The 23,939-nt window shown below is 72.3% G+C and carries 23 protein-coding genes; 6 read left to right on the forward strand and 17 right to left on the reverse strand.

Going from position 1 to position 23,939, the window contains the following annotated elements:
• Nucleotides 1-70 precede the first annotated feature (70 nt).
• The 5 genes from OQ02_RS00420 to OQ02_RS00440 all read right to left on the reverse strand — a co-directional run bounded on the left by OQ02_RS00420 (nt 71) and on the right by OQ02_RS00440 (nt 6,368).
• Nucleotides 71-1,153, reverse strand: a complete 1,083-nt coding sequence (locus tag OQ02_RS00420) for a class I SAM-dependent methyltransferase (protein ID WP_063746988.1) — start codon at nt 1,151-1,153, stop codon at nt 71-73.
• Nucleotides 1,150-3,801, reverse strand: a complete 2,652-nt coding sequence (locus tag OQ02_RS00425; protein WP_033436862.1) for a haloacid dehalogenase — start codon at nt 3,799-3,801, stop codon at nt 1,150-1,152. The genes OQ02_RS00420 and OQ02_RS00425 overlap by 4 nt, the downstream gene beginning before the upstream one ends.
• Nucleotides 3,802-3,979: 178 nt before the next feature.
• Entirely contained in the window at nt 3,980-4,432 is a 453-nt protein-coding gene (locus OQ02_RS00430) for a DUF350 domain-containing protein (RefSeq protein WP_033436181.1), read from the reverse strand.
• A gap of 91 nt (nt 4,433-4,523) precedes the next feature.
• On the reverse strand, nt 4,524-5,687 hold the full coding sequence (locus OQ02_RS00435; RefSeq protein ID WP_033436182.1) for a glutathionylspermidine synthase family protein: 1,164 nt from the start codon (nt 5,685-5,687) through the stop codon (nt 4,524-4,526).
• Nucleotides 5,688-6,368, reverse strand: coding sequence for a cell envelope integrity protein TolA (locus tag OQ02_RS00440; protein ID WP_331281517.1), 681 nt, complete (start codon nt 6,366-6,368; stop codon nt 5,688-5,690). It abuts the gene before it with no gap.
• 120 nt (nt 6,369-6,488) lie between these two features.
• Here OQ02_RS00440 and OQ02_RS00445 point away from each other — a divergent pair, with 120 nt between their 5' ends.
• Nucleotides 6,489-7,562 (forward strand): septum formation family protein, encoded by a 1,074-nt coding sequence (locus tag OQ02_RS00445; RefSeq protein ID WP_231499813.1) that lies wholly within the window; start codon nt 6,489-6,491, stop codon nt 7,560-7,562.
• A 4-nt stretch (nt 7,563-7,566) separates the two neighbouring features.
• Nucleotides 7,567-7,917 carry a metallopeptidase family protein gene (locus tag OQ02_RS00450; protein ID WP_033436183.1) on the forward strand — a complete coding sequence of 117 codons (351 nt, stop codon included), beginning with the start codon at nt 7,567-7,569 and terminating at the stop codon, nt 7,915-7,917.
• Between the two features lie 128 nt (nt 7,918-8,045).
• Here the strand turns inward: OQ02_RS00450 and OQ02_RS00455 are convergent, their stop codons facing one another.
• On the reverse strand, nt 8,046-8,660 hold the full coding sequence (locus OQ02_RS00455; RefSeq protein ID WP_033436184.1) for a histidine phosphatase family protein: 615 nt from the start codon (nt 8,658-8,660) through the stop codon (nt 8,046-8,048).
• Entirely contained in the window at nt 8,657-9,550 is an 894-nt protein-coding gene (pheA, locus tag OQ02_RS00460) for a prephenate dehydratase (protein ID WP_156076820.1), read from the reverse strand. Before pheA ends, OQ02_RS00455 begins: the two co-directional genes overlap by 4 nt.
• 103 nt (nt 9,551-9,653) lie before the next feature.
• On the opposite strand from pheA, the gene OQ02_RS00465 reads away from it, so the two are divergent.
• A complete protein-coding gene (locus OQ02_RS00465) occupies nt 9,654-10,265 on the forward strand; it encodes a macro domain-containing protein (RefSeq protein ID WP_051771418.1) in 612 nt (203 codons plus the stop codon).
• Between the two features lie 49 nt (nt 10,266-10,314).
• Here OQ02_RS00465 and OQ02_RS00470 read toward each other — a convergent pair whose 3' ends face one another.
• Nucleotides 10,315-10,797, reverse strand: a complete 483-nt coding sequence (locus OQ02_RS00470; RefSeq protein WP_033436185.1) for a GNAT family N-acetyltransferase — start codon at nt 10,795-10,797, stop codon at nt 10,315-10,317.
• Nucleotides 10,798-10,857: 60 nt separating this feature from the next.
• Between OQ02_RS00470 and OQ02_RS00475 the strand changes: the two genes are divergently transcribed.
• Complete coding sequence (locus tag OQ02_RS00475) at nt 10,858-11,487, forward strand: response regulator (RefSeq protein WP_197043181.1); 630 nt, start codon at nt 10,858-10,860, stop codon at nt 11,485-11,487.
• Nucleotides 11,488-11,496: 9 nt separating this feature from the next.
• Here the strand turns inward: OQ02_RS00475 and OQ02_RS00480 are convergent, their stop codons facing one another.
• The 5 genes from OQ02_RS00480 to OQ02_RS00500 all read right to left on the reverse strand — a co-directional run bounded on the left by OQ02_RS00480 (nt 11,497) and on the right by OQ02_RS00500 (nt 18,742).
• Complete coding sequence (locus OQ02_RS00480; protein ID WP_033436186.1) at nt 11,497-11,955, reverse strand: hypothetical protein; 459 nt, start codon at nt 11,953-11,955, stop codon at nt 11,497-11,499.
• Between the two features lie 82 nt (nt 11,956-12,037).
• Nucleotides 12,038-13,159: a sensor histidine kinase gene (locus OQ02_RS00485; protein ID WP_033436187.1), complete on the reverse strand. Its 1,122-nt coding sequence runs from the start codon at nt 13,157-13,159 to the stop codon at nt 12,038-12,040.
• Nucleotides 13,156-16,248, reverse strand: coding sequence for a thiol reductant ABC exporter subunit CydD (cydD, locus tag OQ02_RS00490; protein WP_033436188.1), 3,093 nt, complete (start codon nt 16,246-16,248; stop codon nt 13,156-13,158). The genes OQ02_RS00485 and cydD overlap by 4 nt, the downstream gene beginning before the upstream one ends.
• Nucleotides 16,245-17,246, reverse strand: coding sequence for a cytochrome d ubiquinol oxidase subunit II (cydB, locus tag OQ02_RS00495; RefSeq protein ID WP_033436189.1), 1,002 nt, complete (start codon nt 17,244-17,246; stop codon nt 16,245-16,247). Before cydB ends, cydD begins: the two co-directional genes overlap by 4 nt.
• Nucleotides 17,247-17,257: 11 nt before the next feature.
• Nucleotides 17,258-18,742 (reverse strand): cytochrome ubiquinol oxidase subunit I, encoded by a 1,485-nt coding sequence (locus OQ02_RS00500; protein ID WP_033436190.1) that lies wholly within the window; start codon nt 18,740-18,742, stop codon nt 17,258-17,260.
• A 332-nt stretch (nt 18,743-19,074) separates the two neighbouring features.
• Here OQ02_RS00500 and OQ02_RS00505 point away from each other — a divergent pair, with 332 nt between their 5' ends.
• Nucleotides 19,075-19,674, forward strand: coding sequence for a TMEM165/GDT1 family protein (locus tag OQ02_RS00505; protein ID WP_033436191.1), 600 nt, complete (start codon nt 19,075-19,077; stop codon nt 19,672-19,674).
• On the opposite strand, the gene OQ02_RS45515 is transcribed toward OQ02_RS00505, so the two are convergent.
• The 4 genes from OQ02_RS45515 to OQ02_RS00525 are packed head-to-tail and all read right to left on the reverse strand — an operon-like array spanning nt 19,671 to nt 22,633.
• Complete coding sequence (locus OQ02_RS45515; protein ID WP_033436192.1) at nt 19,671-19,883, reverse strand: hypothetical protein; 213 nt, start codon at nt 19,881-19,883, stop codon at nt 19,671-19,673. The genes OQ02_RS00505 and OQ02_RS45515 overlap by 4 nt on opposite strands.
• Before the next feature lie 40 nt (nt 19,884-19,923).
• Nucleotides 19,924-20,592 carry an IclR family transcriptional regulator gene (locus tag OQ02_RS00515; protein WP_051771421.1) on the reverse strand — a complete coding sequence of 223 codons (669 nt, stop codon included), beginning with the start codon at nt 20,590-20,592 and terminating at the stop codon, nt 19,924-19,926.
• 5 nt (nt 20,593-20,597) lie between these two features.
• Nucleotides 20,598-21,770 (reverse strand): fumarylacetoacetate hydrolase family protein, encoded by a 1,173-nt coding sequence (locus OQ02_RS00520; protein WP_033436193.1) that lies wholly within the window; start codon nt 21,768-21,770, stop codon nt 20,598-20,600.
• The gene (locus OQ02_RS00525) at nt 21,767-22,633 is read right to left on the reverse strand and encodes a hypothetical protein (protein ID WP_269321581.1); all 867 of its coding nucleotides are present in this window, start codon (nt 22,631-22,633) and stop codon (nt 21,767-21,769) included. Before OQ02_RS00525 ends, OQ02_RS00520 begins: the two co-directional genes overlap by 4 nt.
• A gap of 69 nt (nt 22,634-22,702) precedes the next feature.
• On the opposite strand from OQ02_RS00525, the gene OQ02_RS00530 reads away from it, so the two are divergent.
• Nucleotides 22,703-23,881: a homogentisate 1,2-dioxygenase gene (locus tag OQ02_RS00530; RefSeq protein ID WP_033436195.1), complete on the forward strand. Its 1,179-nt coding sequence runs from the start codon at nt 22,703-22,705 to the stop codon at nt 23,879-23,881.
• Nucleotides 23,882-23,939: the final 58 nt, after the last annotated feature.

Consider the following 23,939-nt stretch of genomic DNA (forward strand, 5'->3'; position numbering starts at 1 on the left):
CGTTCCGAACGTAGGACTCACGGAGTGGTGGAGGCCCGGGTGGTGGGCCGGGCCTCCGGACAGCCGTCGGTCAGCGGCGGGACTTGCGGAGTCGGGCGGCGGCGGCTCGGCCGAGGTGGTTGACGGCCGAACCCAGGTTCGGCGGGGCCACCGAGAGCGGGTCGCGCAGCTGCTGCTCCAGCAGCTGGTTGGACCGCCGCAGCTCGCCTACCTCGGCCACCCGGTGGTCCAGGTCGGCCCGCAGGCGCTCGATCTCGTGCCGCTGCGCGGCGATCTGCTCGGCCAAGCGGTCCGCGTCGTCGGCGTGCGCGACGGCCTCGAACTGCATCTGGAGCACCCGCGTGTACAGCGCGATCCGGTTGCCCTCCAGCGTCGCGATCAGCTTCGACGAGGTGAACGGCCGCAGCTGGTCCATGATCTTCTTCGCGCCCGGCGACGTCTTGCGCAGCAGGAACCCGATGCCGAACACCGCCGGCACGACCTCGAGCAGCCACCCGGCGTCGCTGTGCTCGGCAACCGCGTCCTCGACCGCCGTCAGCACGCCGTTGCGCTCGCCACCGGCCTTGACCGCCCACGTGAACGCACCGAGCCCGACCAGGCCCGCCGGCGTCAGCTCGTCGTGCCAGACCGTGGGCCCGTCGGCCGACGACTCGTGCTTGTCGTCACCGGTCAGCGGCGAGGGCTCGTAGTACAGGTCACGCCGCGCGCACGGCCACAGCACGTCGTTGAGCACGACGACGGCGTCCGGCGCGTTCTCCATGATCCACGTGACCTCGGCGTGCACCACCGCGTAGTTGTGGTCGCCGTCGAGCACGTACAGGTCCGCGATCGGCAGCTCGGCGAGCACGGCCGGGGAGTGACCCTCGACCAGGTGCAACGCCGGGTTCTTCGCCAGGGTGGCGCGCAGCTCGTCCGACGGGAACGGGTCGACGCAGTGCACGGCCGACGCGCCCAGCTCGGTGTAGATGGAGCTGACCTGGCCGGACTCGACGCCGACCTCCACCACCGTGTCGATCTTCCGGTTGGCGAAGACGATCGCGAACTGCTCGCGCAGCGCCGACAGGGAGTGCAACATCGCCGGGAGCGTGCGGGCCGCCCTGATCTGGGCGTGCGGGTCTTCCCGACTGCCGACGACGTCTACACCTTGGTTCACGAAGTTCCTCCCAGCTTGCGGATCGCCACCCGTGCGGCGCCCGCGGCCACACCCGTGGCCCCGCGGGCCCGGTACTCCTCGCGCAGTCTGCCGCTGATCCGGGCCACCCGGGAAGCCGCCGAAGGCGGTCGGGTCGACAGGTTCGACAGCGACTGCGGCAACAGCGCGAACGCGACGGTGACCTGCCCGGACGACATGGGCGCGCCGGCGCGCCCGGCGACCCGCAGCACCATCAGCGAATCCGGGCCGCCGAACTCGATCATGTTCCCGCCGAGCCAGCGGCAGCCCGCGTAGGTGAGGCCGGCGAAGTCCTCCGGCGTCTCCCAGCGCAGCGGCTCGGCCAGCGGCCGGCGACCGGCGTTGCCCTTGACCTCGATCCAGTCGACCCGCACGATCGCGGGCCGGCCGGGGATGGACAGCGACAGGTCGATGATGTCGTGGTGCTCGAAGTCGAGCCGCGCGAACGACAGGCCGTTGCGGTTGATCCGGACGCGCCGGCTGCCGCCGCTCTCCCACTCGTCGGCCCCGGTGCGGAAGTGCAGGGCCGTCTCGAACGGCTCACCGGACGGCTCGAACACGTTCCGGTCGAGCTGCCCGGTGGTCAGCGCCGTGCTCGCGGCGGCCAGGCCGGTGTCGGACGAGGCGAGCAGCGCGGGCCAGAACGAGTCGCGCATGCCCAGGTCTTCCAGGTCGAGCGGGGACAGGTACGGCAGGGCCGCCACCAGGTCGTCCGGCACCACCTTGGTGACCATGGTGGAACCGAAGTTGTCCTCGTGCGCCCAGTTGCCGAACACCGCGGCCTCGCCGGGGGTGGGCGCCTTCAGCGCGGACACCAGGATGTTCGCCAGCCGGTCCTTCGCGGCCTGCGGGCGGGCCAGGTCGGCCCACGTGCCGCCGGACGCCCGGACGTAGCTGTTCCACATGCTCTGGAACGCGAGCATGCCCTCCTGCGCGGCCAGCCGCTCGGCGTTCTGCGTGATCGACTCGGTGACGCGGCCCAGCACCGGCGAGCCGTCCTCGGAGAAGCCGACCAGCGAACCGCACAGCGCGTTGACGCACTGCTCCAGCACCTCGGGGCTGCGCACGATGGTGGCGGCGATGTCGAACGGGTGGCCCGCCTGCGCCAGGTAGCCCTCGGCGCGCAGACCGGCCAGGTAGGCGCGCGAGGACCGGTCGTCGGTGGCCAGGTACAGGCCGGCGGGCTTGATGTCGATGTCGGCGACCTTCAGCACCTGGGCGAGCTGGCGCTGGATGGTGCCGCCCCAACCGAGGTCGACCAGGGTCAGGTCGGCGCTCTCCAGCGCGCCCACGTCGCGCAGGTGCCGGATCAGCCGCTCGCGGGCCGCCGTGACGGTGGCCTTGAGCCGGTTCTGGAGGTGCGGCGACTCGGTGAGCGCGATGCCGACCCGCTCGGCGATGTCGCCGTTGTCGACCACGGTGTCCAGCTCGTTGGCCAGGCTGGGCACCTCGCCCGCGCGCAGGTGCAGCACGGACAGCAGCTCGCGGATGGACAGCTTGTAGCTGCGGCGGATGAACTCGTGCACCGAGTCGACGTCGAAGCGGTCCAGCGCGGCGACCGAGGTGACGTGCCGGGACAGCCAGATCGGCTTGGCCTCGACGTTCCACCCGCGTTCCCGCGCGGCGTTGTTGACGAGCGTGGACAGCAGCTCGCCCTCGCGCATCGGGCACCACAGCACGGGGGTGCCGGACTCGTGCGCCCGCCAGGCGACCCACTCGGCGAAGCCGGTCATCACCGGGCCGAGGACGGCGGCGCCGTAGCGCCAGGCGGTGTCGCGGCCGGACTCGCTGTTCGCGCCGTGCGCCTGGAGCACCTTGGCGCGCAGGCTGGTGATGCCGAAGTCGCCGTTCTGCTCGTCCAGGTGCGGCGCGTACGGGCCGAACGGGTCGACCGGCTCGCCCTCGCGCTCCAGCACCACGGCCAGCGGCTGGTCGACGCGGCGGTAGTGCACCACCCGCACGCCCAGCTCGGCGGGCACCTCGATGTCGGCCACCTCGTTGTCCCCGATGTGGACGATCTGCTCGGGGGCGAGGTTCAGCTCGTTGAAGACGATCTCGAAGAGACCGTTGGTCTTGTCCGTGCCGTGCTGGTGCGAGCGGAACACGGTCGCCTTGCGCAGCCCGTCCAGCTCGGGCCGGTCGAGCAGGTAGGCCAGCTGGTCCTCGGTGAAGTACGTGTCCGAGACGAGCAGGATCCGGATGTCGTTGCGGTCCGCCTCGCGGATCACCTCGGCCATGTCCAGGTCGACGACGGTGAACTCGCGTTCCACCTCGACCTCGGCCTTGACCAGCTTGTCCAGCAGGCCGCGGTCGAACGTGGCGGACGGCATCGCGCGCCAGATGTCGAACAGCGACACCTCGGGACCGAGGTCGCCGCGGTCCTTGCGGGCCTTCACCTCTGCCTCGATCCGCATCCGCCGGAACGTGGCGTCGGTCATCCAGGACGGCGCCAGCCCGGCCGCGCGGAGTCTGTTGCCGAGGATGCCGAACACGTCCGCCGGGCGGGGTGTCCTGCGCCAGAGGATCGTGTCGAAGATGTCGAACGACAGCACCGCGCACGACCGGTCCGCCACTATCCGGTGGACGTCCTCCAGCAGCGCGTGAGTGCGCTTGCCCTCGGCCTCGGTCATCGCGGCGACCCCCATCTGTAGTCCAGTTCCGTTGTGCACGCCAAAATCCGGGGGCGGCGCCGCGTCGCGAACGCCCACGGAAGCTCCTGCCGACCTGGCGGCCAACCATACCCGTGGGCGGGGTGACGCCGGCGGGACGGAGTGGTCCGTCCCGCCGGCGGCCCGGTGGGTGGTGCGGTCAGGAGATGGCGACGGCGACCACGAGGCCGAGCGCGACGTGCGCCGCGGCGACGACGACGCTGGCCGGGGCGAACCGGTCGGACTCGATCAGCGAGCCGATGTCGAGCCTGGTCACCCACTCCAGCAGCCGGACCGCGAGCACCTGGACGATGATGCCGACGAAGCCGAAGATCAGGGCCGACAGCAGGCCCTCGTCCAGCTTGCCCGCCGCGCTCCAGATCGCCACGACGACGATCAGCGCCATGCTCACGAGGCCCGCCGAGGTCACGATGACCGCGTTCGGCGCGCCGCCGCGGACGAGCGTGCTCAGCTTGCCGGGGGTGGTCCAGTCGATGGCGTAGAAGCCGAAGACCATCAGCACGAGGCCGACGATGGCGTACAGCGCGATCGCGCCGACGCCGCTGCCGATGGCGGCGCCGAAGCCGGGGTCCAACGCGAGTTGGGAGATCACTGACCCTCCATGGTGTGCAATGTGATCGGTTGTGCCGCCGGTGAAGGAGCCGGTGACGACGGGTGCGGTGCGTTCTCGGGTGCCGGGGAGCTCATTCGACGATCCTGTGCGGCACGAACGCCGCGCCGTCGTCGGTCACCAGGCCGACGGTCTCCCTGATGCCGAGACCCGCGGCGGTGTCGCCGACGACCCACGCGCCGAGCGCCGGCCGGTAGCCGTCGAACTCGGGCAGCGGGTCGAACAGCTGGTAGACGAAGCCCTCCTTGCCGTAGACCCCACCGGTCTGGGTCTCGTAGCCGGGGGCGACGATCTGGATGTTCGCGCCTTCACGGCCGAGCCGCGGCTTGCGCACGTACTCGGTGAGCAGGCCGGGGTCGTCGAGGAACGCGGGCAGCAGGTTCGGGTGGCCCGGGTACATCTCCCACAGCACGGCCAGCAGCGCCTTGTTGGACAGCAGCATCTTCCACAGCGGCTCGACCCACAGGGTGCCGGGCAGGCTTTCCACCGCGAACCGGCCGAACTGCTCGTCCACCACCCATTCCCACGGGTAGAGCTTCACCACGGTGCCCATGGGCGCGTCTTCGAGGTCGACGAAGCGCTTCAGCAGCGCGTCCCAGCCGATCTCCTCGATGGCCAGGCCGACGGTGTTCATCCCCGCCTCGGCCGCGGTCTCCTGGAGGTAGGCCACGGTGACGTGGTCCTCACCGGAGGGGTCCGCGCCGGACCAGGTGAAGTGCAGCTCGTTGGACGGCAGCCGGTCGCCGATCTCGGCCCAGCGCTCGACCAGCTTCTCGTGGATCGAGTTCCACTGGTCGTCGTCGGGGTACACGTCGGTCTTCCAGTTCCACTGGACGACCGACGCCTCCAGCAGCGACGTGGGCGTGTCGGCGTTGTACTCCAGCAGCTTGGCCGGTCCGCGCGCGTCGTAGCGCAGGTCGAACCGCCCGTAGACGTGCGGGTCACGGCGCTTCCACGACTCGGCGATCGCGGGCCACAGCCACTCGTTGATGCCGAAGTCCCGGTAGCGCTCGGTCAGCACGACGTTGTCGACGGCCTCCAGGCACATGTTGTGCAGCAGCTCGACGTCCGCCTCCAGCGACAGCACGTCGCTCATGTCGAAGACGTAGTGCGCCGACTCGTCCCAGTACGGGCGAGGGCTGCCGTCCGCGGCCTTGGCCGGCGCGCCGAACACGAGCCCCTGGTCGGAGACCGTGCGCTGCCAGTTCGGCCGGGGCGTGGAGGACTCCCGACGCACTCAGCTGCCCCCGCTCTTGCTTCCGCCGGACACCCCGAACCCGCCGCGCTGGACGACGGTGCCGGACTTCGTGCTGATGTTCGCGCCCTTGGGCATGGTGTAGCTGCCGCCGCTGACCTTCTGGCCGATCGGGGTGCTCGTGCCGCCGTAGTGGTAGCGGTAGGAGCTGCCGCCGATGTAGATGAAGCCGCCGCTGCTGTACCCGCCGTGCGAGCGCGCGTAGGAGTCGTCGCAGTACTGGTCCTCGACCACGACGTCGTCCCGCGTGCACTGCGCCTCGACGTCGTCGGGGCTGGACACGGCGTACCAGATGGCCACCACGCCGACCACGCCGACGGCCACGCCGCCGCCGATGAACAGGCGTTTGCGGAGCTTCTTGCGGCGCTCCTCCTCGGCTTCGAGCGCGAGTTGCTGCTCGCGCTGCTGCTCGATCGCCGCGGCGCGCGCCCGCTGCTCGGCCAGTGTCGGCGGCCGGGGCTTGGTCGCGCCCGGCTCCTGCCGACGGATCTGGCCGCGTCCCCGCGATTGGCCCGGCGGTTGTCCCTGCGGGTGTCCTTGCGGTTCCTGCGGCACGTAGGGCGGCGGCGACGCGCCACCACCCTGCTGCCCAGGTCCGTTGGGTCCGTTGGGTCCGCTCGGCCCGGGCGTCGCGGAGTTCCCGGTGTTGTCGTTCTCAGTCATCAGCCACTCCCGGCGGGGACGGTACAGAGATCGGCCGCCGAATGGGTGACGAGTGTCCCAAAAGCAACACACGCCACCCGCGCGAACGGTTCGCCGGCCGACACGGGCATCATGGTGTAGATGTCCACGAGCCCGCGCTGGTTTCGTCGGGGTGACCACATGGTCATGCTCGGCGCGTCGGCTGGCGCGTTCCTGCTCCTCCTGCTGAGCACCTTCACATCGTGGCCGATGGGCTCGACCGTCGCCGGCGGCACGAGCGAGGCGCCGGTCAACCCCGTTCTGGCTGCTCAGGCGGGTGACTGCCTGAACTGGACGAAGAAGGACCTGACCGACGTCACCAAGGTCGACTGCGAGCAGCAGCACCTGTTCGAGGTCACCGGGGTGGCGGACATCTCGGCCGCGCACGGGCCGGGCGCGCCGTTCCCGGACGACGTGGAGTGGCAGCAGATCAGCGCGGAGCAGTGCGCGAAGCTGTCGCTGGACTACCTGGGCGGCAAGTTCGACCCGTTCGGCAAGTACACCGTCGGGCCGCTGAACCCAGGTGAGCGGCTGTGGGGCGAGGGTGAGCGCACGCTGCGCTGCGGCCTCCAGGTGGCCGGTCCGGCGGGCGGCCTGCTCCCGGCGTACGGCACCGCGCGGACCAAGGACCAGTCGGACGTGTACGACCCCGGCGTGTGCCTCGGCATCACCGAGACCAGGTCGGTGGCGGACCCGGTGGACTGCGCGAAGCCGCACACGTTCGAGATCACCGGCGTGGTGGCGATGGCGCCGGGCGACTTCCCGCCGCCGGACCAGCAGGACAAGTTCATGGCTACCGAGTGCAACCGGATCACCGCCGAGTACACCGGTGGGGCCGACCTCAAGGCCCGCGGCCTCATCGTCAGCTGGGACACCAGGGCGCCGGAGAGCTGGGCCGCGGGCTCGCGGCTGGCGAACTGCAAGATCGGCGCGACACCGGTGGACAACGTCCTGGCCGCGTGGGAGGGCAGCGTGCGCAACCCGAACGCACCGCCGCTGACCACGTCGAACCCGCCGCAGACGACGGCCGTCCAGCAGGCGGACGCGACCGGCGCGCCGCTGCACTCGGAGTCCAACGCCAGCTCCTCCGCGCCGTCGTCGTCGCAGTCGAAGCCGCCGAAGTCGGACGACGACGAACCGTCGACCACCGCGATCACGACCACACCGTCGAGGTGACGACATGCCGGTGGAGATGACCCGACAGCGGTTCGAGGAACTCGTCGGCGAGGCCCTGGACCTCATCCCACCGGAGTTCGCGGCGGCGATGAACAACGTGGTGGTCCTGGTCGAGGACCGCAACCCGCAGGAGCCGAGCCTGCTCGGGCTCTACCACGGGATCGCGCTGACCAGCCGGACCACCGACTACGGCGGCGTCCTGCCGGACCGGATCGACATCTACCGCGAGGCGATCCTGGACATCTGCCACGACGAGGACGAGGTGGTGGAGGAGATCGTGGTGACCGTGGTCCACGAGATCGCCCACCACTTCGGCATCGACGACGACAAGCTGCACGAACTGGGCTGGGGCTAGACACGGGCTGGACGTAATCGGGGCCGAACGAGCCAGGGCTGGACAGGCTGGGGCCGGTGGCCGCCCCGCGCGAGCGGATGGGCCGGCCGGTCCGTGAGGCGGGCTGCCGGGACCGGCCGGCTCGTGGTCTAGCCCGCGTCGACGTCCACGCCGGTCCACGACGTGCAGCGCCAGCCGTCCGCCTCGCGTTCCAGCACCACGCGTCCGGTGTTGGGGAGCAGGCCCGCTTCGGCCAGCGCAGGCCCCACGTTGACTGCCAGTGCCAGGGCGGCCATCCGCAGCGACGCACCGTGGCTGACCAGGACGACCGCCTCGTCGTCCGCGTGCTTCGCGGCGATCTTGTCCACCGCGGCCAGGTAGCGGTCCAGCGTCTGGCGTCCGCTCTCGCCGCCGGGCAGCGGCACGTCGAGGTCGCCCTCCGCCCACCGCTTCACGGTGGCGATGAAGATCTCGAACGCCTCCCGGTCGTGCCGTCCTTCGAGGTCGCCGCAGAAGATCTCCTGCACGCCCTCCACGACCTCCACCTCCAGGCCGTGCGCCGCCGCCACCGGCGCCGCGGTCTGCTGCGCGCGCACCGCCGTGCTGGCGTAGACGGCCGCCACGGGTTCGGCGGCCAGCGACTCGGCCAGCGCGGCGGCCTGGGCGACCCCCGCGTCGGTCAGCGGCGGGCCCGGTGGCAGCGAGTCCAGCGCCATCTTCAGGTTCGCCGCCGTCTCGCCGTGTCTGACCAGGATCAACCTCACGCGCCGTGCCCCCTCCGGACCTCGTTCACCCATTCGACCGCTGCCACGAACTCCTCGTTGCCCGCCACCGGGCCGCCCGGTTCCGCCTTCGGGTACGAGCCGAGGAACCGGGTCTGCGGGCAGTGCCGGTGCAGCGCGGCGAGCGCGTCGCCCACCCGCGGCTCGGCCACGTGCCCGTCCATGTCGATGTAGAACCGGTACTCGCCGAGCCTGCCCTTGGTGGGCCGCGACTCGATCCGGGTCAGGTTGATGCGGCGCAGCGCGAGTTCGCTCAGCAGGTCCGACAGCACGCCCACCCGGTCCGGCACCGTGCACACCACGGACGTCCGGTCGTGGCCGGTCGGCTCGGGCAGCGCCCCCGGCCGGCGGACCAGCAGGAACCGGGTCTTGGCGTCCCGCACGTCGGCCACGTCGGCGGCCATCACCTCCAGCGGGTAGTGCCGCACGGCGACCGGCGCGCTCACCGCCGCGTCGAACTCGCCGTCCAGCACAGCGCGCGCCGCGGCGGCCGTGGACGTCGTGGCGACCACCGTGGCGCCCGGCAGGTGCTCGACGAGCCAGTGCCGGACCTGCGCCAACGCGTGCGGGTGGCTGGCGACGGTGTGGACCGGACCGCCGCCGGGCCGCACCAGCACGCTGAACCGCACCGGCAGCACCGCCTCGGCGACCGCGACCAGGGGCTCGCCCTCGGTCAGCGCGTCCATCGTCGCGGGCACCGCGCCCTCGACCGAGCTCTCCACCGGCACGCACGCCGACTGGGTTTCGCCGCGGCGGGTGGCCGTGAGGGCGGCGGGCACCGTGTCGAACGGCACCAGCTCCTGCTGCGGAGAGGCGAAGCCGCGTGCGGCCTGCTCGGTGAAGGTTCCCTGCGGTCCGAAGTAGGCGAGCACGGCCGCAACGATACGAGGAACACGTCCGGTGATCGCCGTTGAGGCGAGGATCACCCGCCTGGCTGGTGGCTTCCCCCGTTCCGCAGCAACCGGTTCTCCTGGAATGCTGGTGTCCGTGTCCGCCGATACGGAGGGTGAGATCAACGCTCCGGCAGCAGTTCCCCGTTTGGTGTTGTGTGCCGTCGACGAACCGCTCGCCCGTGCCTGGCTCGCGGTGGCCGAGGGTCGGATCGGTGTCGAAGTGCACCGGGGCTCGGTGCTCGACATCGTCGCCGAGGCCGTGGTGAGCCCCGCGAACTCCTCCGGCTGGATGCGCGGGGGCATCGACGCGGTCTACGCGCGGGCGTTCCCGCAGGTCGAGGGGAACGTGCGCAGCGCCGTGCTCGGCCTGCACGGCGGTGAGGTGCCGGTGGGCGAGGCGCTGGTCGTGCCGACCGGCGAGCCCGAGCCCGAGTGGCTGATCAGCGCGCCGACCATGCGACTGCCCGGCGAGCAGCTGCCCGAGGACACCGTGCACCCGTACCTGGCCGCGCGGGCCGTGCTCCGGCTGTGGCTGGGCGGGCGGCTGGACGACGGCCGCCCGTTGCGCGACGTGATCCGCACGATCGCCATGCCGGGGCTCGGCACGGGGGTCGGCGGTGTCGCGCCGGCCACGTGCGCGCGTCAGGTCGCGGCGGCGTGGGACGAGGTGTTCAGCCCGCTGCCCAGCCGTTAGCGGAAGTTGTGCACAACTTGTGGACAGCCTGGCTGGCGCCTGTGGACAACTAGCGCGGACCGACCCAACGTTCCAGGTCCAGCTCGTCGGTCATGGGGATGCCGTAGTCGCCGACGCTGGGGATCTCCGGCTTGAGGCGGCGGGCCTCCCGCACCGCGTCCGGGCGCAGGGCGGCGAGCCGGAACCCGCGTCGCTGGTAGAAGCGCAGGGCGTCGAGGTTGTCGTTGGTGGTGGTCAGCCGGACGCGTGAGCAGCCGAGCTGCCGGGCGCGGTGCACCGCCGCCTCGACCAGCGAGCTGCCGACGCCCCTGCCTCTTCGGAGGGCGTCGATGGTGACGATCTCCAGGCGCCCGTCGGCCGCGGCGTACGTCAGCAGCCCGACGACCTGGTCCTGCTGCTCGACCAGGAACCCGGGCAGGCTCGCCGGGAAGAACACCTCGCCGTGGGCGACCGCGGTGTGCGCGCCCCACAGTTCGAGCACCAGCCTGCCGACGACGATCCGGTCGGCCTCCTCGATCGCGCGTATCAGCATTCCTGCACTGTCTTGGCGACCGCGCGCGGTGGGTACCGGCATTCGACCTATGGTTGGTTCGTGCCGGTGCGAGTGTTGCTCGTCGACGACCACGAGGTGGTGCGCAGGGGACTGCGCGAACTGCTGGAGGACGAGGACGACATCTCGGTGGTAGCCGAGGCGGGCGGCGTGGACGAGGCGCTGGTCCGGGCGGCGGCGACGCGCCCCGACGTGGCCGTGGTGGACGTGCGGCTGCCGGATGGCGGCGGGGTGGAGCTGTGCCGGGGGCTGCGCGCCCTGCCGGACGGCCCGAGGTGCCTGGTGCTGACCGCGTTCGACGACGAGGAGGCCCTGGTCGGCGCGATCATGGCCGGCGCGTCGGGGTACCTGCTCAAGCAGGTGCGCGGCCAGGACCTGGTGACCGCGGTCCGCGAGGTGGCGGCCGGCCGGTCGCTGCTGGACCCGCAGACCACCGCCCGCGTGCTCGACCGCATGCGGCGGCCGGTCGAGGTGGACGTGCTGGACGCGTTGACCGAGCAGGAACGGCGGGTGCTGGACCTGATCGGGGACGGCCTCACCAACCGCCAGATCGCCGAGCGCCTGTTCCTTGCCGAGAAGACGGTGAAGAACTACGTCACGGCGGTGCTCTCGAAGCTGGGCATGGAACGCCGCACCCAGGCCGCCGCCTGGCTGGCCCGCCGCTCGCGCTGACGTCGTCCCTCACGCCACCGGGCCACCGGGCAGGCGGCGGTTCCACCAGGCGTCGGAGCGCCGGTCGGCGAACGGGTCCGGCAGCGTGCGCTTGAGGAACGCGGCGTCCAGGGGCGCGACCCGACGTCCCAGTTCGGCTCGCGCACGGGTGGGCAGCAGGCCAAGGACCCGGTCGAGGACGTCGCGGGCGTGCGTCACGTCGTCGAACGAGCAGTGCCGGCACGAGCACACGATCGGCTGGGGATGACGAGGACGACGGCTCACCGGCGTCAGGAACTCCCGGTACCGCAGCAACGCGTCCTTCGTTGCGCCGGGGAAGAGGTCGTAGTCGTTGGCGAGCACTTCCCCGCGGTAGACCGCGAGGCCGGTGCGAGCGGAAAGCCCGGGGATCTTGACGGGGAACCGCCTCGTCCAGAGCCGGGGTCGGGGTAGTCCGGCGCGCAGCGCGCCAGGCCGGCTACGCGGCATCGGCCTTTCGGTGTGCGGTCACGGACGGCATCCTGCCGGCTCCCCTCTCCCCCGAACCCGAACCTGATCGAGAACTTCCCGGTCACCGGCTCAGCGGCACGTGCCAGGTGATCGTCGTGCCGGTGCGCGGTGACGAGGTGATCTCGCAGCCGCCGCCCGCCGCCAACGCCCGCTCCTCCAGGTGCCGCAGCCCCCGCTTGGCGACTCCGCGCGGGATGCCGCAGCCGTCGTCGGTGACCTCCAGGTCCAGCCGACCGGGTGTCCGCCGCAGCGCGATGCCCACGTGCCGGGCCCCCGAGTGCCGCACCACGTTCGACAACGCCTCCCGGAGCGCCGCACGGGCGTGGTCGGCCAGGTCTCCCGGCACGTCCGCCACGTCGCCCTCGGTCCGCACCTCCGGCTCGAAGCCCAGCAGCTCACCGGCCGTCCGCGCCTCCGCCAGCACCGAGCCCCTGAGGTCGGTGTCACCGGGCTTGCCGGGGTCGGCGCTGCGCAGCGCCCGCACGGTCGCACGGACCTCCGCCATGGTCTGGTCGAGCTGGTCGACCGCGTCCGCCAGCCGCTTCGCCTCCCGCCCCTCCAGCTTGAGCCGCCGGTCGAGCAGGTCCAGCTGCACGCCCGTCGCGTACAGCCGCTGGATGATCACGTCGTGCAGGTCGCGCGCGATCCGCTCCCGCTCCTGGTACACCGCCACCCGCTGGCGCGCCGTCGACCCCTCGGCCAGCACCACCGCCAGCCCGGCCTGCGCGGCGAACGCGGCGAGGACCTCGACGGTGTCCGGGCTGAACGGCCGCGCGCCCTTGCGCCGGTAGACGGCCAGCGCGCCGATCCTGCGTTCCGCGGTGCCGAAGGGCGCGACGGCGAACGGCCCGTAGCCGCGCAGCGCCTTGGGCACGAACGGCGCCGTGCGGGGGTCGGTGGTGAAGTCGTCGGCGACCACCGGCACACCGGTCCGCGCCGCGCGGGCGGCCGACGACCGGCTCGACAGCACGGTGCCCACCGGATCGTCGTCACCGGAGGACGCCTCGACGGTCAACGTGCCGTCGTCGGCCGTGACCATGGCCAACCCGAGGTCCGCGCCGGCGAGTTCGACGGCGTTGCGCACCACCAGCGGCAGCACGGCGTCCGGGTCGTCACCGGCCAGCGCGGCCGATGTGATCTCGGTCGACGCGGCGAGCACGCGGGCGGGGTCCACGGTGGTCAACGGTAGGCCCTCGCCCGCATCCGCCCCTCTCCGACGTCCAGCACCAGGTCCGCCCGCTCGGCCTCCGCGGGCCGGTGGGTGATGTGGATGACCGTCTTGTCCCGCAGCACGTCGTCCAGCCTGGCCAGGAGCGCGCCGGCGGACGGCTCGTCCAGGTGCGCGGTCGGCTCGTCCAGCAGCACGAGGTCCGCGTCGAACAGCAGCGCCCGCGCCAGCGCCACCCGCTGGGCCTCGCCACCCGACAGCAGCGCCGGGCCGATCACGGTGTCGAGGCTGATCTTCAGCCCGGCGACCTCCAACGCCCACCGCAACCGCGCGTCGTCCGCCCGGGGATCGCCCAGTCGGAGGTTCTCCCGGACCGTGGTGGTGACCAGCATCGGCTCCTGCGGGCACCACGCCACCCGCTCCGGCCGCCACACCATCCCGCGCTCCGGTTCGAGGAAACCCAGCAGCAGTGCGAACAAGCTCGACTTGCCCGCGCCGGACGGTCCGACCACGGCCACCTTGGCGCCGGCCGGCAGGTCGACGCAGACCCGTTCCAGCACCGGTTCCGCGCTCTCCGGCCACCGCACCGTCACCCCTTCGAGCCCGACCGCGCCGCCGACCGCGACCCGCTCGACCCGGCCCCCGGGCACCGCGGCTGGCTGGTCGGTGATCCGCCCGTACGACTCGCGCAGCGCGGCCCGGTGCTGGGCGGCCGTGGGCAGGGCGCTCAACACCTCGGCCAACGCGAGCGGCACCAGGCCGAGGACCGGCACCAGCAACGGGTCGACGCCGCCGGCCAGGGCGAGGCACACCGCCGACGCCAACCCGGTCGTCAGGTGCACGACGCAGACCGCCGCACCCGCACCGAGCGCCTGCCGCCGGGCCGACCGCGCGAGGGAGGCGTCCTGCCGGGCCAACTCGGCCCGCACCTTGTCGTCCGCCCCGAACGCGATCAGGTCCGGCGCGGCCGTGAGCAGCGTCAACACCTGCTCCGACACCTGCCGCCGCCCTCGGGCGAGCACCGCCGTCGCCCGGCGTTCGGTCAGCACCGCGACCACCGGCGCCAGCGTGCCGCCGACGACCAGCGCCACCGCCAGCGCCAACCCGGCCACCGGCTGGACCACCGTGAACAGCACCACCGCCGCGACCGACACCCCGAACGCCACCAACGGCGGCTGGAGGACGCGCGGCACCAGGTCGCGGACGGTGTCGACGTCGTCCACCAGCCGGGTCAGCTCGACCCGGCCCGGTCGCAGGCTCCGCCACAGCCGGACCCGCAGCGACTCGGCGTACCGGAACGCGGCGTCGTGCGACACCAGCCGCTCCAGGTACCGCAGCACCCCCTTGGCCAGCGCGAACGTCCGTACCCCCACCACCAGCACCGACAACGTGAGGATCGGCGGCTGGGTCGCGGCCTTGGCGATCAGGTAGGCCGCCACCGCGGTCAGCGCCACACCGCTCAACGACGCCGCCGTGCCCAGCAACGCCCCCGCCAGCACCCGCCGGGTCGGCCGTGGCGACCGGCGCGCGGTCGGCCGGTCGACGACCCGCGCGACCGCACGGCCCTCCGCCACCTCCGACGGCGACTCGGCGACCAGCCGGTGGGTCGCCAGCACCACCGCCGCACCGCCGGCCGCGGCCTGCTGGACGGCGGCCATGACCTTGGCGGCCGTCGCCGGGTCGAGGTGGGCGGTCGGCTCGTCCAGCAGCAGCACGGAGGCGCCGTCACGGACCCGCGTCAGCGCACGGGCCACCGCGACCCGCTGCCGCTCGCCGGTCGACAGCTCCGCGATCGGCCGCGCCACCAGGTGGTCGGCCGCGACCGACGCCAGCACGCCGTGGTCGACCCGACCGGTGGTCAGCTCCAGCTCGTCGGCCACCGTCCGCCCGGCGAACGCGGGCCGCTGCGGCACCCACGCGACCGCCGACCGGTCCACCACGACCGACCCGCCGTCCACCGGCACGAACCCCAGCAGCACCCCGAACAGGGTGGACTTGCCCGCCCCGCTCGGCGCGTCCAGCCGGTGCACCTCGCCGGGCCGCACCCGGAAGCTCACCCCGTCCGGCGCGAACCGCCCCCGCCGACGCACCCGCAGATCGCGAACCTCCACCCCCGCCGACGTCGGAACCGGACCAGGGGCGGGAGCGGAGGGCGTCGGGATCTCCGCGACCCGCCGCACGGCCTCCACACCGTCCTCCGACGCGTGGTGCGCCGCACCCGCCGCCCGCAGCGGCAGGTAGCACTCCGGCGCCAGGATCAACACGACCAACCCCGTGACCAGCGTCATCTCCCCCGACACCAGCCGCAGCCCGATCCCCACCGCGATCAGCGCCACCGACAGCGACGCCACGATCTCCAGCACCAACGCGGACAGGAACGCCACCCGCAACGTCCCCATCGTCGCCCGCCGGTACCGCTCACCGACCTCCCGCACCGCCGACGCCTGTGCCGCCGCCCGCCCGAACGCCGTCAGCACCGGCAGCGCCCGCACCAGCTCCGCCAACCGCCCCGACAGCCGCTCCAACGCCGACGCCGCCGCGGCGACCCGAGCCGACGTGAACCGGCCGATCAGGATCGCGAACACCGGGATCAGCGGCAGCGTCACCGCGATCAGCACCGCCGACGTCGGATCGGCCACGAAGATCCACGCGCCCACCGCCACCGGCACCACGGCCGTCGTCACCAGAGCCGGCAGGTAGCGGGTGAAGTACGCGTCCAGCGCGTCCAGCCCCCTGGTCGCGACCACCGCCAACGACGCCGGCCCGCGCGCCTCGATCCACGCCGGCCCCAGGCCCAACGCCCGGTCCAGCATTGCCGCCCGCAGCTCCTCCTTCGCACCCGCCGTCGCCCGCGCCGCCACCGACTCGGTCACCCAGGCCAGCCCGGCCCGCACCACGACCGCGCCCGCCAGGACCCACAACGACCCGCCGGTCACCAGCGCCGACGCCAGCGCGACGGCCTGCCACACCAGCGCGCCCGCCGTCAGCGCCGCCGACACCGCGCACAGGGCCAACGCCCGGCGCGCCGAGCGCGAAAGCGCAGGCAGCGCGCCGAGCGGGCCGTTCCCCGGCTTCTTGGCGGAAGGGGCTCCGGGGAAGTTCACGGCACGTGCACCCGAGGGATGTGCCGGGTGCCCACGCGCTTGCGGAACACCCAGTACGTCCACCCCTGGTAGACGAGCACCGCGGGCGTGCCGAACGCGGCCACCCACGTCATCACGGTCAGCGTGTAGGGGCTCGAAGCCGCGCCCGCCACCGTCAACGACCACGCCGGGTCCAAAGTGGACGGCAGCACGTCCGGGTACAGCGCGCCGAACAACGCCGCCACCGCCGCCGCCACCGTCAAGCCCATCAACGCGAAGGCCTGCCCCTCGCGGCGCAGCACCAGCCGCCCGTAGGCGCCGAGAGCCGCCAGCGCCACCACGATCGACGCACCCCACGTCCACGTCGACCCGGACCGCAGCTGCACGGTCAGCAGCAGGACCAGCAGCGGCAGCAACGCGAACGGCGCGACCCGCAACGCCAGCGCCCGCGCCCGTTCCCGCACTTCGCCCTCGGTCTTCAGCGACAGGAACACCGCGCCGTGCACCAACGCGTACCCGGCCACCGCCACCGCGCCGAGCAGCGTCTCCCACCGGATCGCGGCGAACGGCGAGCCGACCCGGTCACCGGCGGCGTCGATCGGCAGCCCGAACACCGTCGCCGACAGCAGCAGCCCCACGCCGAGCGCGGCCGTCCACGACCCGGCGACGATCACGGTGTCCCACGCCCGCCGCCACCGGGCCGAGTCGACCTTCCCCCGGTACTCGAACGCCACCCCCCGCCCGATCAGCGCCAGCAGGAACAGCACCAGCGGCAGGTACACCGAGCTGAGCAGCGCGGCGTACCAGGCGGGGAACGCGGCGAACGTGGCGCCGACCGCGACCAGCAGCCACACCTCGTTGCCGTCCCACACCGGTCCGATGGTGTTGATCAGCACCCGCCGTTCGGCGCCCGACCGCCCGAGCACGGGCAGCAGCATGCCGACGCCGAAGTCGAAGCCCTCCAGGAACAGGTAGCCCAGCCACAGCAGGGCGATCACGCAGAACCAGAACGTCTCCACGGCTCCCCCTCTCAGTAAGCGAACGACAGGACGTCGTCGTCGGTCTTGGGCCGGGTGTCCCCGTCGTCGGGCACGTCACCCGGCAGCACGCCCGCGATCCCCGCGCGGACGTACCGCCGGATCAGGAACACCTCGACGCAGGCCAGCACCCCGTAGACCAGCGTCAAGGCGACCAGCGACGTCAACACCTCCCCCGGTGTCGACGACGACACTGCGCGCGCGGTGAACATCCACACCCCGTCCACCCCGCTCGGGTTCGGCACCACCACGAACGGCTGCCGACCCATCTCGGTGAAGATCCAGCCGAAGCTGTTGCCCAGGAACGGCGTCGCGACGCTCCCCAGCGCCAGCCAGCCGAACCACCGCCCCCGCGGCACCCGGCCGCCCCGGATCAGCCACTGGATCAACAACCCCGCGCCGACCGCGACCGCGCCGAACCCGATCATCAGCCGGAAACCCCAGTACGTCACCGGCAGGTTCGGCACGTAGTCGATCGGCATCCCCGACAGCTCGCCGAGCCGCGGGTCCACCGGGTAGTTGGCGCCGTACTTCGCCTGGTACTCCGGGACGAGGTCCTCGATGCCCTTGACCTCGGTGGTGAAGTCGTTGTGCGCCAACAAAGACAGCAGCGCCGGCACCGTGACGCTCTTGACGTTCTCGCAGTCGGGCCGCGCCACGTCGCCGATCGCGAACACCGAGAACGCCGCGGGCGACTCCGTGTGGCACAGCGCCTCGGCCGCCGCCATCTTCATCGGCTGCTGCTCGAACATCAGCTTCGCCTGCTGGTCACCGCTGATCGCGAGCCCGGCGAACGCCACAACGCCCACCCACGTGCCGAACTTGACCGACGCGCGCCACACCGGCCCGTCGTCGCTGTGCCGCCACAGGTGCCACGCCGCGATGCCCACCAGGAACGACGCGGCGACCGCGAACGCGCCGAAGATCGTGTGCGGGAACGCGGCCAGCACGGTGTTGTTGCCCAGCACCGCCCAGATCGACGTGAGCCGCGCCCGTCCGTCGACCAGTTCGACGCCGACGGGGTGCTGCATCCACGAGTTCGCGGCCAGGATGAAGTACGCCGACGCGATCGTGGCCAGCGAGAACGCCCACACGCAGGCCAGGTGGACCTTCTTCGGCAGCCGGTCCCAGCCGAAGATCCACAGGCCGAGGAAGGTCGACTCGACGAAGAACGCGACCAGGCCCTCCATCGCGAGCGGCGCGCCGAACACGTCGCCGACGAAGCGGGAGTAGGCGCTCCACGTCATGCCGAACTGGAACTCCTGGACGATGCCGGTCACCACGCCCATGGCGAAGTTGATCAGCAGCAGCTTGCCCCAGAACTTGGTCATCGCCAGGTACTTGCGGTCGCCCGTGCGCACCCACGCGGTCTGCATCCCGGCCACGAGCAGGGAGAGCCCGATGGTCAGCGGCACCATCAGGAAGTGGTAGACGGTGGTGATGCCGAACTGCCACCGCGCCAGGTCTAGGACGTCCACGGGTCGAACGTAGGTCCGGGGCGGGGCCCGTCCTCAGGTACGAGGGTCCCCCTCGCACCAGGACCAAGGTCCCGGATCACCCACCGGTGCGCACCGTCACGTCCAGCGCAAACGGCGGCACGGGGTACGATGGACGTGCCAGAGGGGAGTAGTTCCCCCGGGTCACGACGACCGGGGCGAGAGGATCGACATACTGATCCGCTTCACCGCGGATCCGGTCCCTCACCCGCTTTCACCAGCGGGCGAACGAGACCTCCGGCCGGGCAGTGCACCACGCCCGGTCGGGGTCGTGCTGCCTCCGTCCGGGTTCGTATCGGACGTCGGAGGTTTCCGTGGCACCTGAACTCATCGCGTTGGCGACCGCTTTCGCCATCGTCTTCCTGGCCGAGCTGCCGGACAAGACCATGGTCGCCACCCTCGTGCTGACCACCCGCTACCGGGCGTGGCCGGTGTTCGCGGGCGTCACGGCGGCGTTCGCGATCCAGTGCGTGGTCGCCGCCACGTTCGGCGGCGTGCTGACGCTGCTCCCCGATCGCGTGGTCGCGGGCATCGTGGCGGCCCTGTTCGGCGTCGGCGCGTTCCTGCTGTTGAAGGAAGGTTTCTCCCAGGACTCCGACGAGGTCGACGGCGCCTCCAACGGGCCGGGCCAGGTCACGTTCTGGCGGGCCGCGCTGACGTCGTTCGGCGTGCTGTTCGCGGCCGAGTGGGGCGACGCGTCCCAGCTGGCCACCGCCGCCCTGTCCGCCCGGTACGCGAGCCCGGTGTTCGTGGGCCTGGGCGCGTTCCTGGCGCTGACCACCGTCGCCGCCATCGCGGTCCTGGTGGGTCGCAAGCTCGCCACCCGCATTCCCACGCACCTGATCCAGCGGGTGAGCGGCTGCGTCTTCGCCGCTTTCGCCGCGTTCGCGCTGTGGCAGGCGGTCGCGGGCTAGCCTCGGACGAGCGCGTCGAGGTCCAACGTCACCGGGAACGGCACGGACGTGGTGAATTCGCCGACCACGTCACCGGCATCCGCGTAGTCGCCGCGCTCGAATTCTCCGAGCCCGGCGTAGTCGGCGACGGTGAAAAGGCGCGGCCGACCGGCTGACTCCCCGAGCAGAACGGTCGCTTCGCTCTCCTTCGTCTCCCCCCGGTCCGGCACAGGGCGAGTGTGCGTCAGCGCAACCACCACTGCATGCGCGTCAACGCAACGCGTCAGCGACCTCCTGAGCCGCCCGCACCACGTGCGGCCCGACGACGTCACCGTCCAGCTTCTCCAGGGCCACCACGCCCACGCTGGCCCGCAACCCGGGCACCCCGCGCACCGGCGCCGCCACCCCGAACGCCCCCGGCTGCAACTCACCCGTCGAGTGCACCCACTGGCGCCCCTCCGGCGGCAGCCCGATGGCCTTGCCCGCCGCACCCCGGTGCACGGGATGACGCGACCCGACCCGGTACGCCACGTGGTACGCCGTCCACGACGGCTCGACCACCGCCACCGCCTGCGCCTCGGTCCCGTCGGCCACGGTCAGGTGCGCGGTCGCGCCCACCGCCTCCGCCAACGTCCGCAGCGCGGGCTGCGCGGCCATCCGCAGCTGCGGCAGCACGTTCGCGGCCAGCCGCAGCACCCCGAGCCCGAGCCGCACCTTCGACCCCTCGCGCCGCACGAGCCCGCGCGACTGCAACGGCACCAGCAGCCGGTACACCGCGGCCCGTGAAGCGCCGATGGCCGCCGCCAGCTCGCTGATCGACGGCGCTTCCGACTCCGCGTCCGCCACCGCCTGGAGCAGCGCCAGGCCCCGCTCCAGGGTCAGCGAGCTCTCCTTGGAAGCGGGTGCCGGCAGCCGGCCGCGGGGATCAGGTCTGACCACGCGCTCTACCTCTCGTCGGCGGGCGCGATCGTGCCGACCACCTCGGCCAGCCCGACGACCGAACCGTTCTCACCCGGAGCCGTCGCGGTGATCCGCACCGTGTCGCCGTCCTCCAGGAACGTCCGCTCGCCGTCGCCGAGCGCCACCGGTTCCTTCCCGCCCCAGCTCAGCTCCAGGAACGAGCCGCGCTGGTCGCGGGCGGGACCGGACACGGTGCCCGACGCGATCAGGTCGCCCGGCCGAACCGTAGCGCCGTTCACCGACAGGTGCGCGAGTTGCTGCGCGAACGTCCACGACATCTCGCGGAACGGCGGCCGGGACACGACCGTCCCGTTCCACTCGACCCGCAGGTCGATGTCCAGGCCCCACGACCGTTCCTCGACCAGGTACGGCAGCAGGTCGTGGCCCATCGGCGGCGGCGACACGCGGGCCACCGCGAACGCCTCCAGCGGCGTGATCCACGCCGAGATCGACGTGGCGAAGGACTTCGCCAGGAACGGACCGAGCGGCTGGTACTCCCAGGCCTGGATGTCCCGCGCGGACCAGTCGTTGACCAGCGCCACGCCGAACACGTGGTCGGCCGCCTGCGAGGGGGTCAGCCGCGACGCGACCGGCCCGCCGCACACGAACCCGACCTCGGCCTCGATGTCGAGCCGGCCGGAAGGCCCGAACACCGGTCCAGCCGACGACCGCCGCTGCCCGTGCGGCCGGACGACGGGCGTGCCGGACACGACGACCGTCCCGGCCCGGCCGTGGTAGCCGATGGGCAGGTGCGTCCAGTTCGGCAGCAACGCCTCGCCGTCGGGCCGGAAGATCCGCCCGACGTTCTCCGCGTGGTGCCGCGACGAGTAGAAGTCCACGTAGTCGGCCACGGTGAACGGCAGCGAAGCGCCGTCCAACCCCACCAGCTCCGCCCCGCGGGGCGCGGAGGAGGCCGAGGCGATCTCGACCAGCCGCGCCCGCAGTTCACTCCACGCGGGCCGTCCGGCCGCCAGCAGGGCGTCCAGGGTGCCTGTGGCCACCAGGGGCTCCAGGCGCTCACCCAGGGCCAGCCCGCGCAGCAACAGGGCCCGGTCGCCCACCCGCACGGCGACACCGCCGGGCAGCACGCCGTACGGCAGCGTCTGCGGCCCGAACGGCGCGTCGGCGGTGAACGCCGGGTCGTCGATCCAGCTCACAGCAGACCCAGCTCTTCGAGATCGGCGATCGGCTCGTCCAGCGAGCACGACCCGTACGAGGCGAACACACCGCGGACGGCGTGCGCGGCCTGGTCGGACAGCGCGTTGGCCTCCTCGCCGAGCGCGACCGCGTCGGTGCTGGACAGCGCCTCGCGCACGTCACCACCGGACAGCGAACGCGCGGTTGCGACGAGCAGGTTGAGGAACCCGTGGTGGGTGAACCCGGTCTGGTCGTCCGTTCGCCGCACGGCGTGGTGCAGCCCGGCCGTCGCCTTGAAGGCCACGCCGCCGCCGCTGACCACCGCCAGGAAGTCGGCGACCTCGTCCACGCTGGGGAAGTTCTCCTTGCTGACCCCTCCGCACCGCAACTTGGGCCAGCTGCCGTGCTCGATGACGCGGCGCACGCCGTCCAGCCACTCGGCGCCACCCCGCCTCGGCTCGACCACTCTGATGACGTCCTCGGGCACGAACTCGGAGACGCGTTCCAGCCACACCTCGTCCACGTCGGACGGCGCGGGCATCTCGACCATCCGCAGCGCCAGCAGCTCGCTGCGGGACTCGACGATCGACACGGCCTTGGGCACACCGCCCAGGCCCGTGTCGATGACCAGGGACAGGGCGATCGGCTTCACCGGTTTGACCTTGATCAACTCGGTGATCAGCTCGGCCAGCCGCGACGCGGGGCAGAGGAACAACCCCACCGCACCCGCCCATTCACCGGCACGTGCGTCGAGGTGGCCGCGGATCGCGTCGGGCATGGCAGCGCTGCCCGGCGGGAACAGCGCGGCGTCGTCGACAAGCCGCGCGAGCAGGGGCGGAGTGCCGCGTGGACCGGGCGCACGGAGTTCGAAGGCGCTTGACACGGCTGACACGCTAGTGGCGTACCGGTCAATGAACAAAGATGTCCGACTATCGAACGCCCGGAGTGAGCCATGGCGTACTACCGCCAGGTGGGTGAGATCCCCCGCAAGCGCCACACGCAGTTCCGCACGCCGGACGGCGGGCTGTACGCGGAAGAGCTGATGGGAGTGGAGGGCTTCTCCGCCGATTCGGCCCTGCTCTACCACCGCCACCTGCCCACCGCGATCGTCGACGCGGTCACCGTCGAGGAGGCGCGCGGCGCGCTGGCGCCGAACCTCCCGCTCAAGCCGCGGCACTTCCGCACACCCGCCCTGACCTGGGACTCCCCGGACGTGGACGCGGTCACGGGCCGCCGCACCCTGTTCGGGAACGCGGACGTCGTGATCGGCTTCGTGACCGCCACCGCGCCCAGTCCGCTGTACCGCAACGCGGCCGGCGACGAGCTGCTGTACGTGCAGTCGGGTGAGGGGGTCGTGGAGACGATCTACGGCGCGCTGCCGGTCGCCGAGGGTGACTACGTGGTGCTGCCGACGTCGTGCACCTACCGGGTGGTGCCGGGCCGGCCGATGAACCTGCTCGTGCTGGAGGCCGGCGGACACATCGGACCACCGAAGCGGTACCTGTCCGGCAAGGGTCAGTTCCTGGAGCACTCGCCGTACTGCGAGCGCGACGTCCGCGGGCCGCTGGAGCCGCTGCTCGTGGACGGCGAAGACGTGGAAGTGCTCGTGCGGCACCGCGCCGGCCTCACCCGGTTCACCTACGCCAACCACCCGTTCGACGTAGTCGGCTGGGACGGCTGCCTGTACCCGTGGGCGTTCAACATCCGCGACTTCGAGCCGATCACGGGCCGCGTGCACCAGCCGCCGCCGGTGCACCAGACGTTCGAGGGGCCGAACTTCGTCGTGTGCTCGTTCGTGCCGCGCAAGGTCGACTACCACCCGCTGTCGATCCCGGTGCCGTACAACCACGCGAACGTGGACTCCGATGAGCTGATGTTCTACGTCGGCGGTGACTACGAGGCGCGCAAGGGGTCCGGCATCGGCATCGGCTCGCTGTCCCTGCACCCGGCCGGCTGCACCCACGGGCCGCAGCCCGGCGCGGTCGAGGCGTCGCTCGGGGTGGACTACTTCGACGAGACGGCCGTCATGGTGGACACGTTCCGGCCGTTGGAGCTGGGCGAGGCGGCGGTCGCGTCGGAGGACCCGAAGTACGCCTGGTCCTGGGCACGGCGCGGCCCTGACCTGGACTGACCCCCGCTCTCGGCCGGCGTGATCGACTCGTTGTCGGTGGGTGCCTCTAACGTCTGCC

The organism is Saccharothrix sp. NRRL B-16314 (genome assembly GCF_000716595.1).
Lineage (GTDB): Bacteria > Actinomycetota > Actinomycetes > Mycobacteriales > Pseudonocardiaceae > Actinosynnema.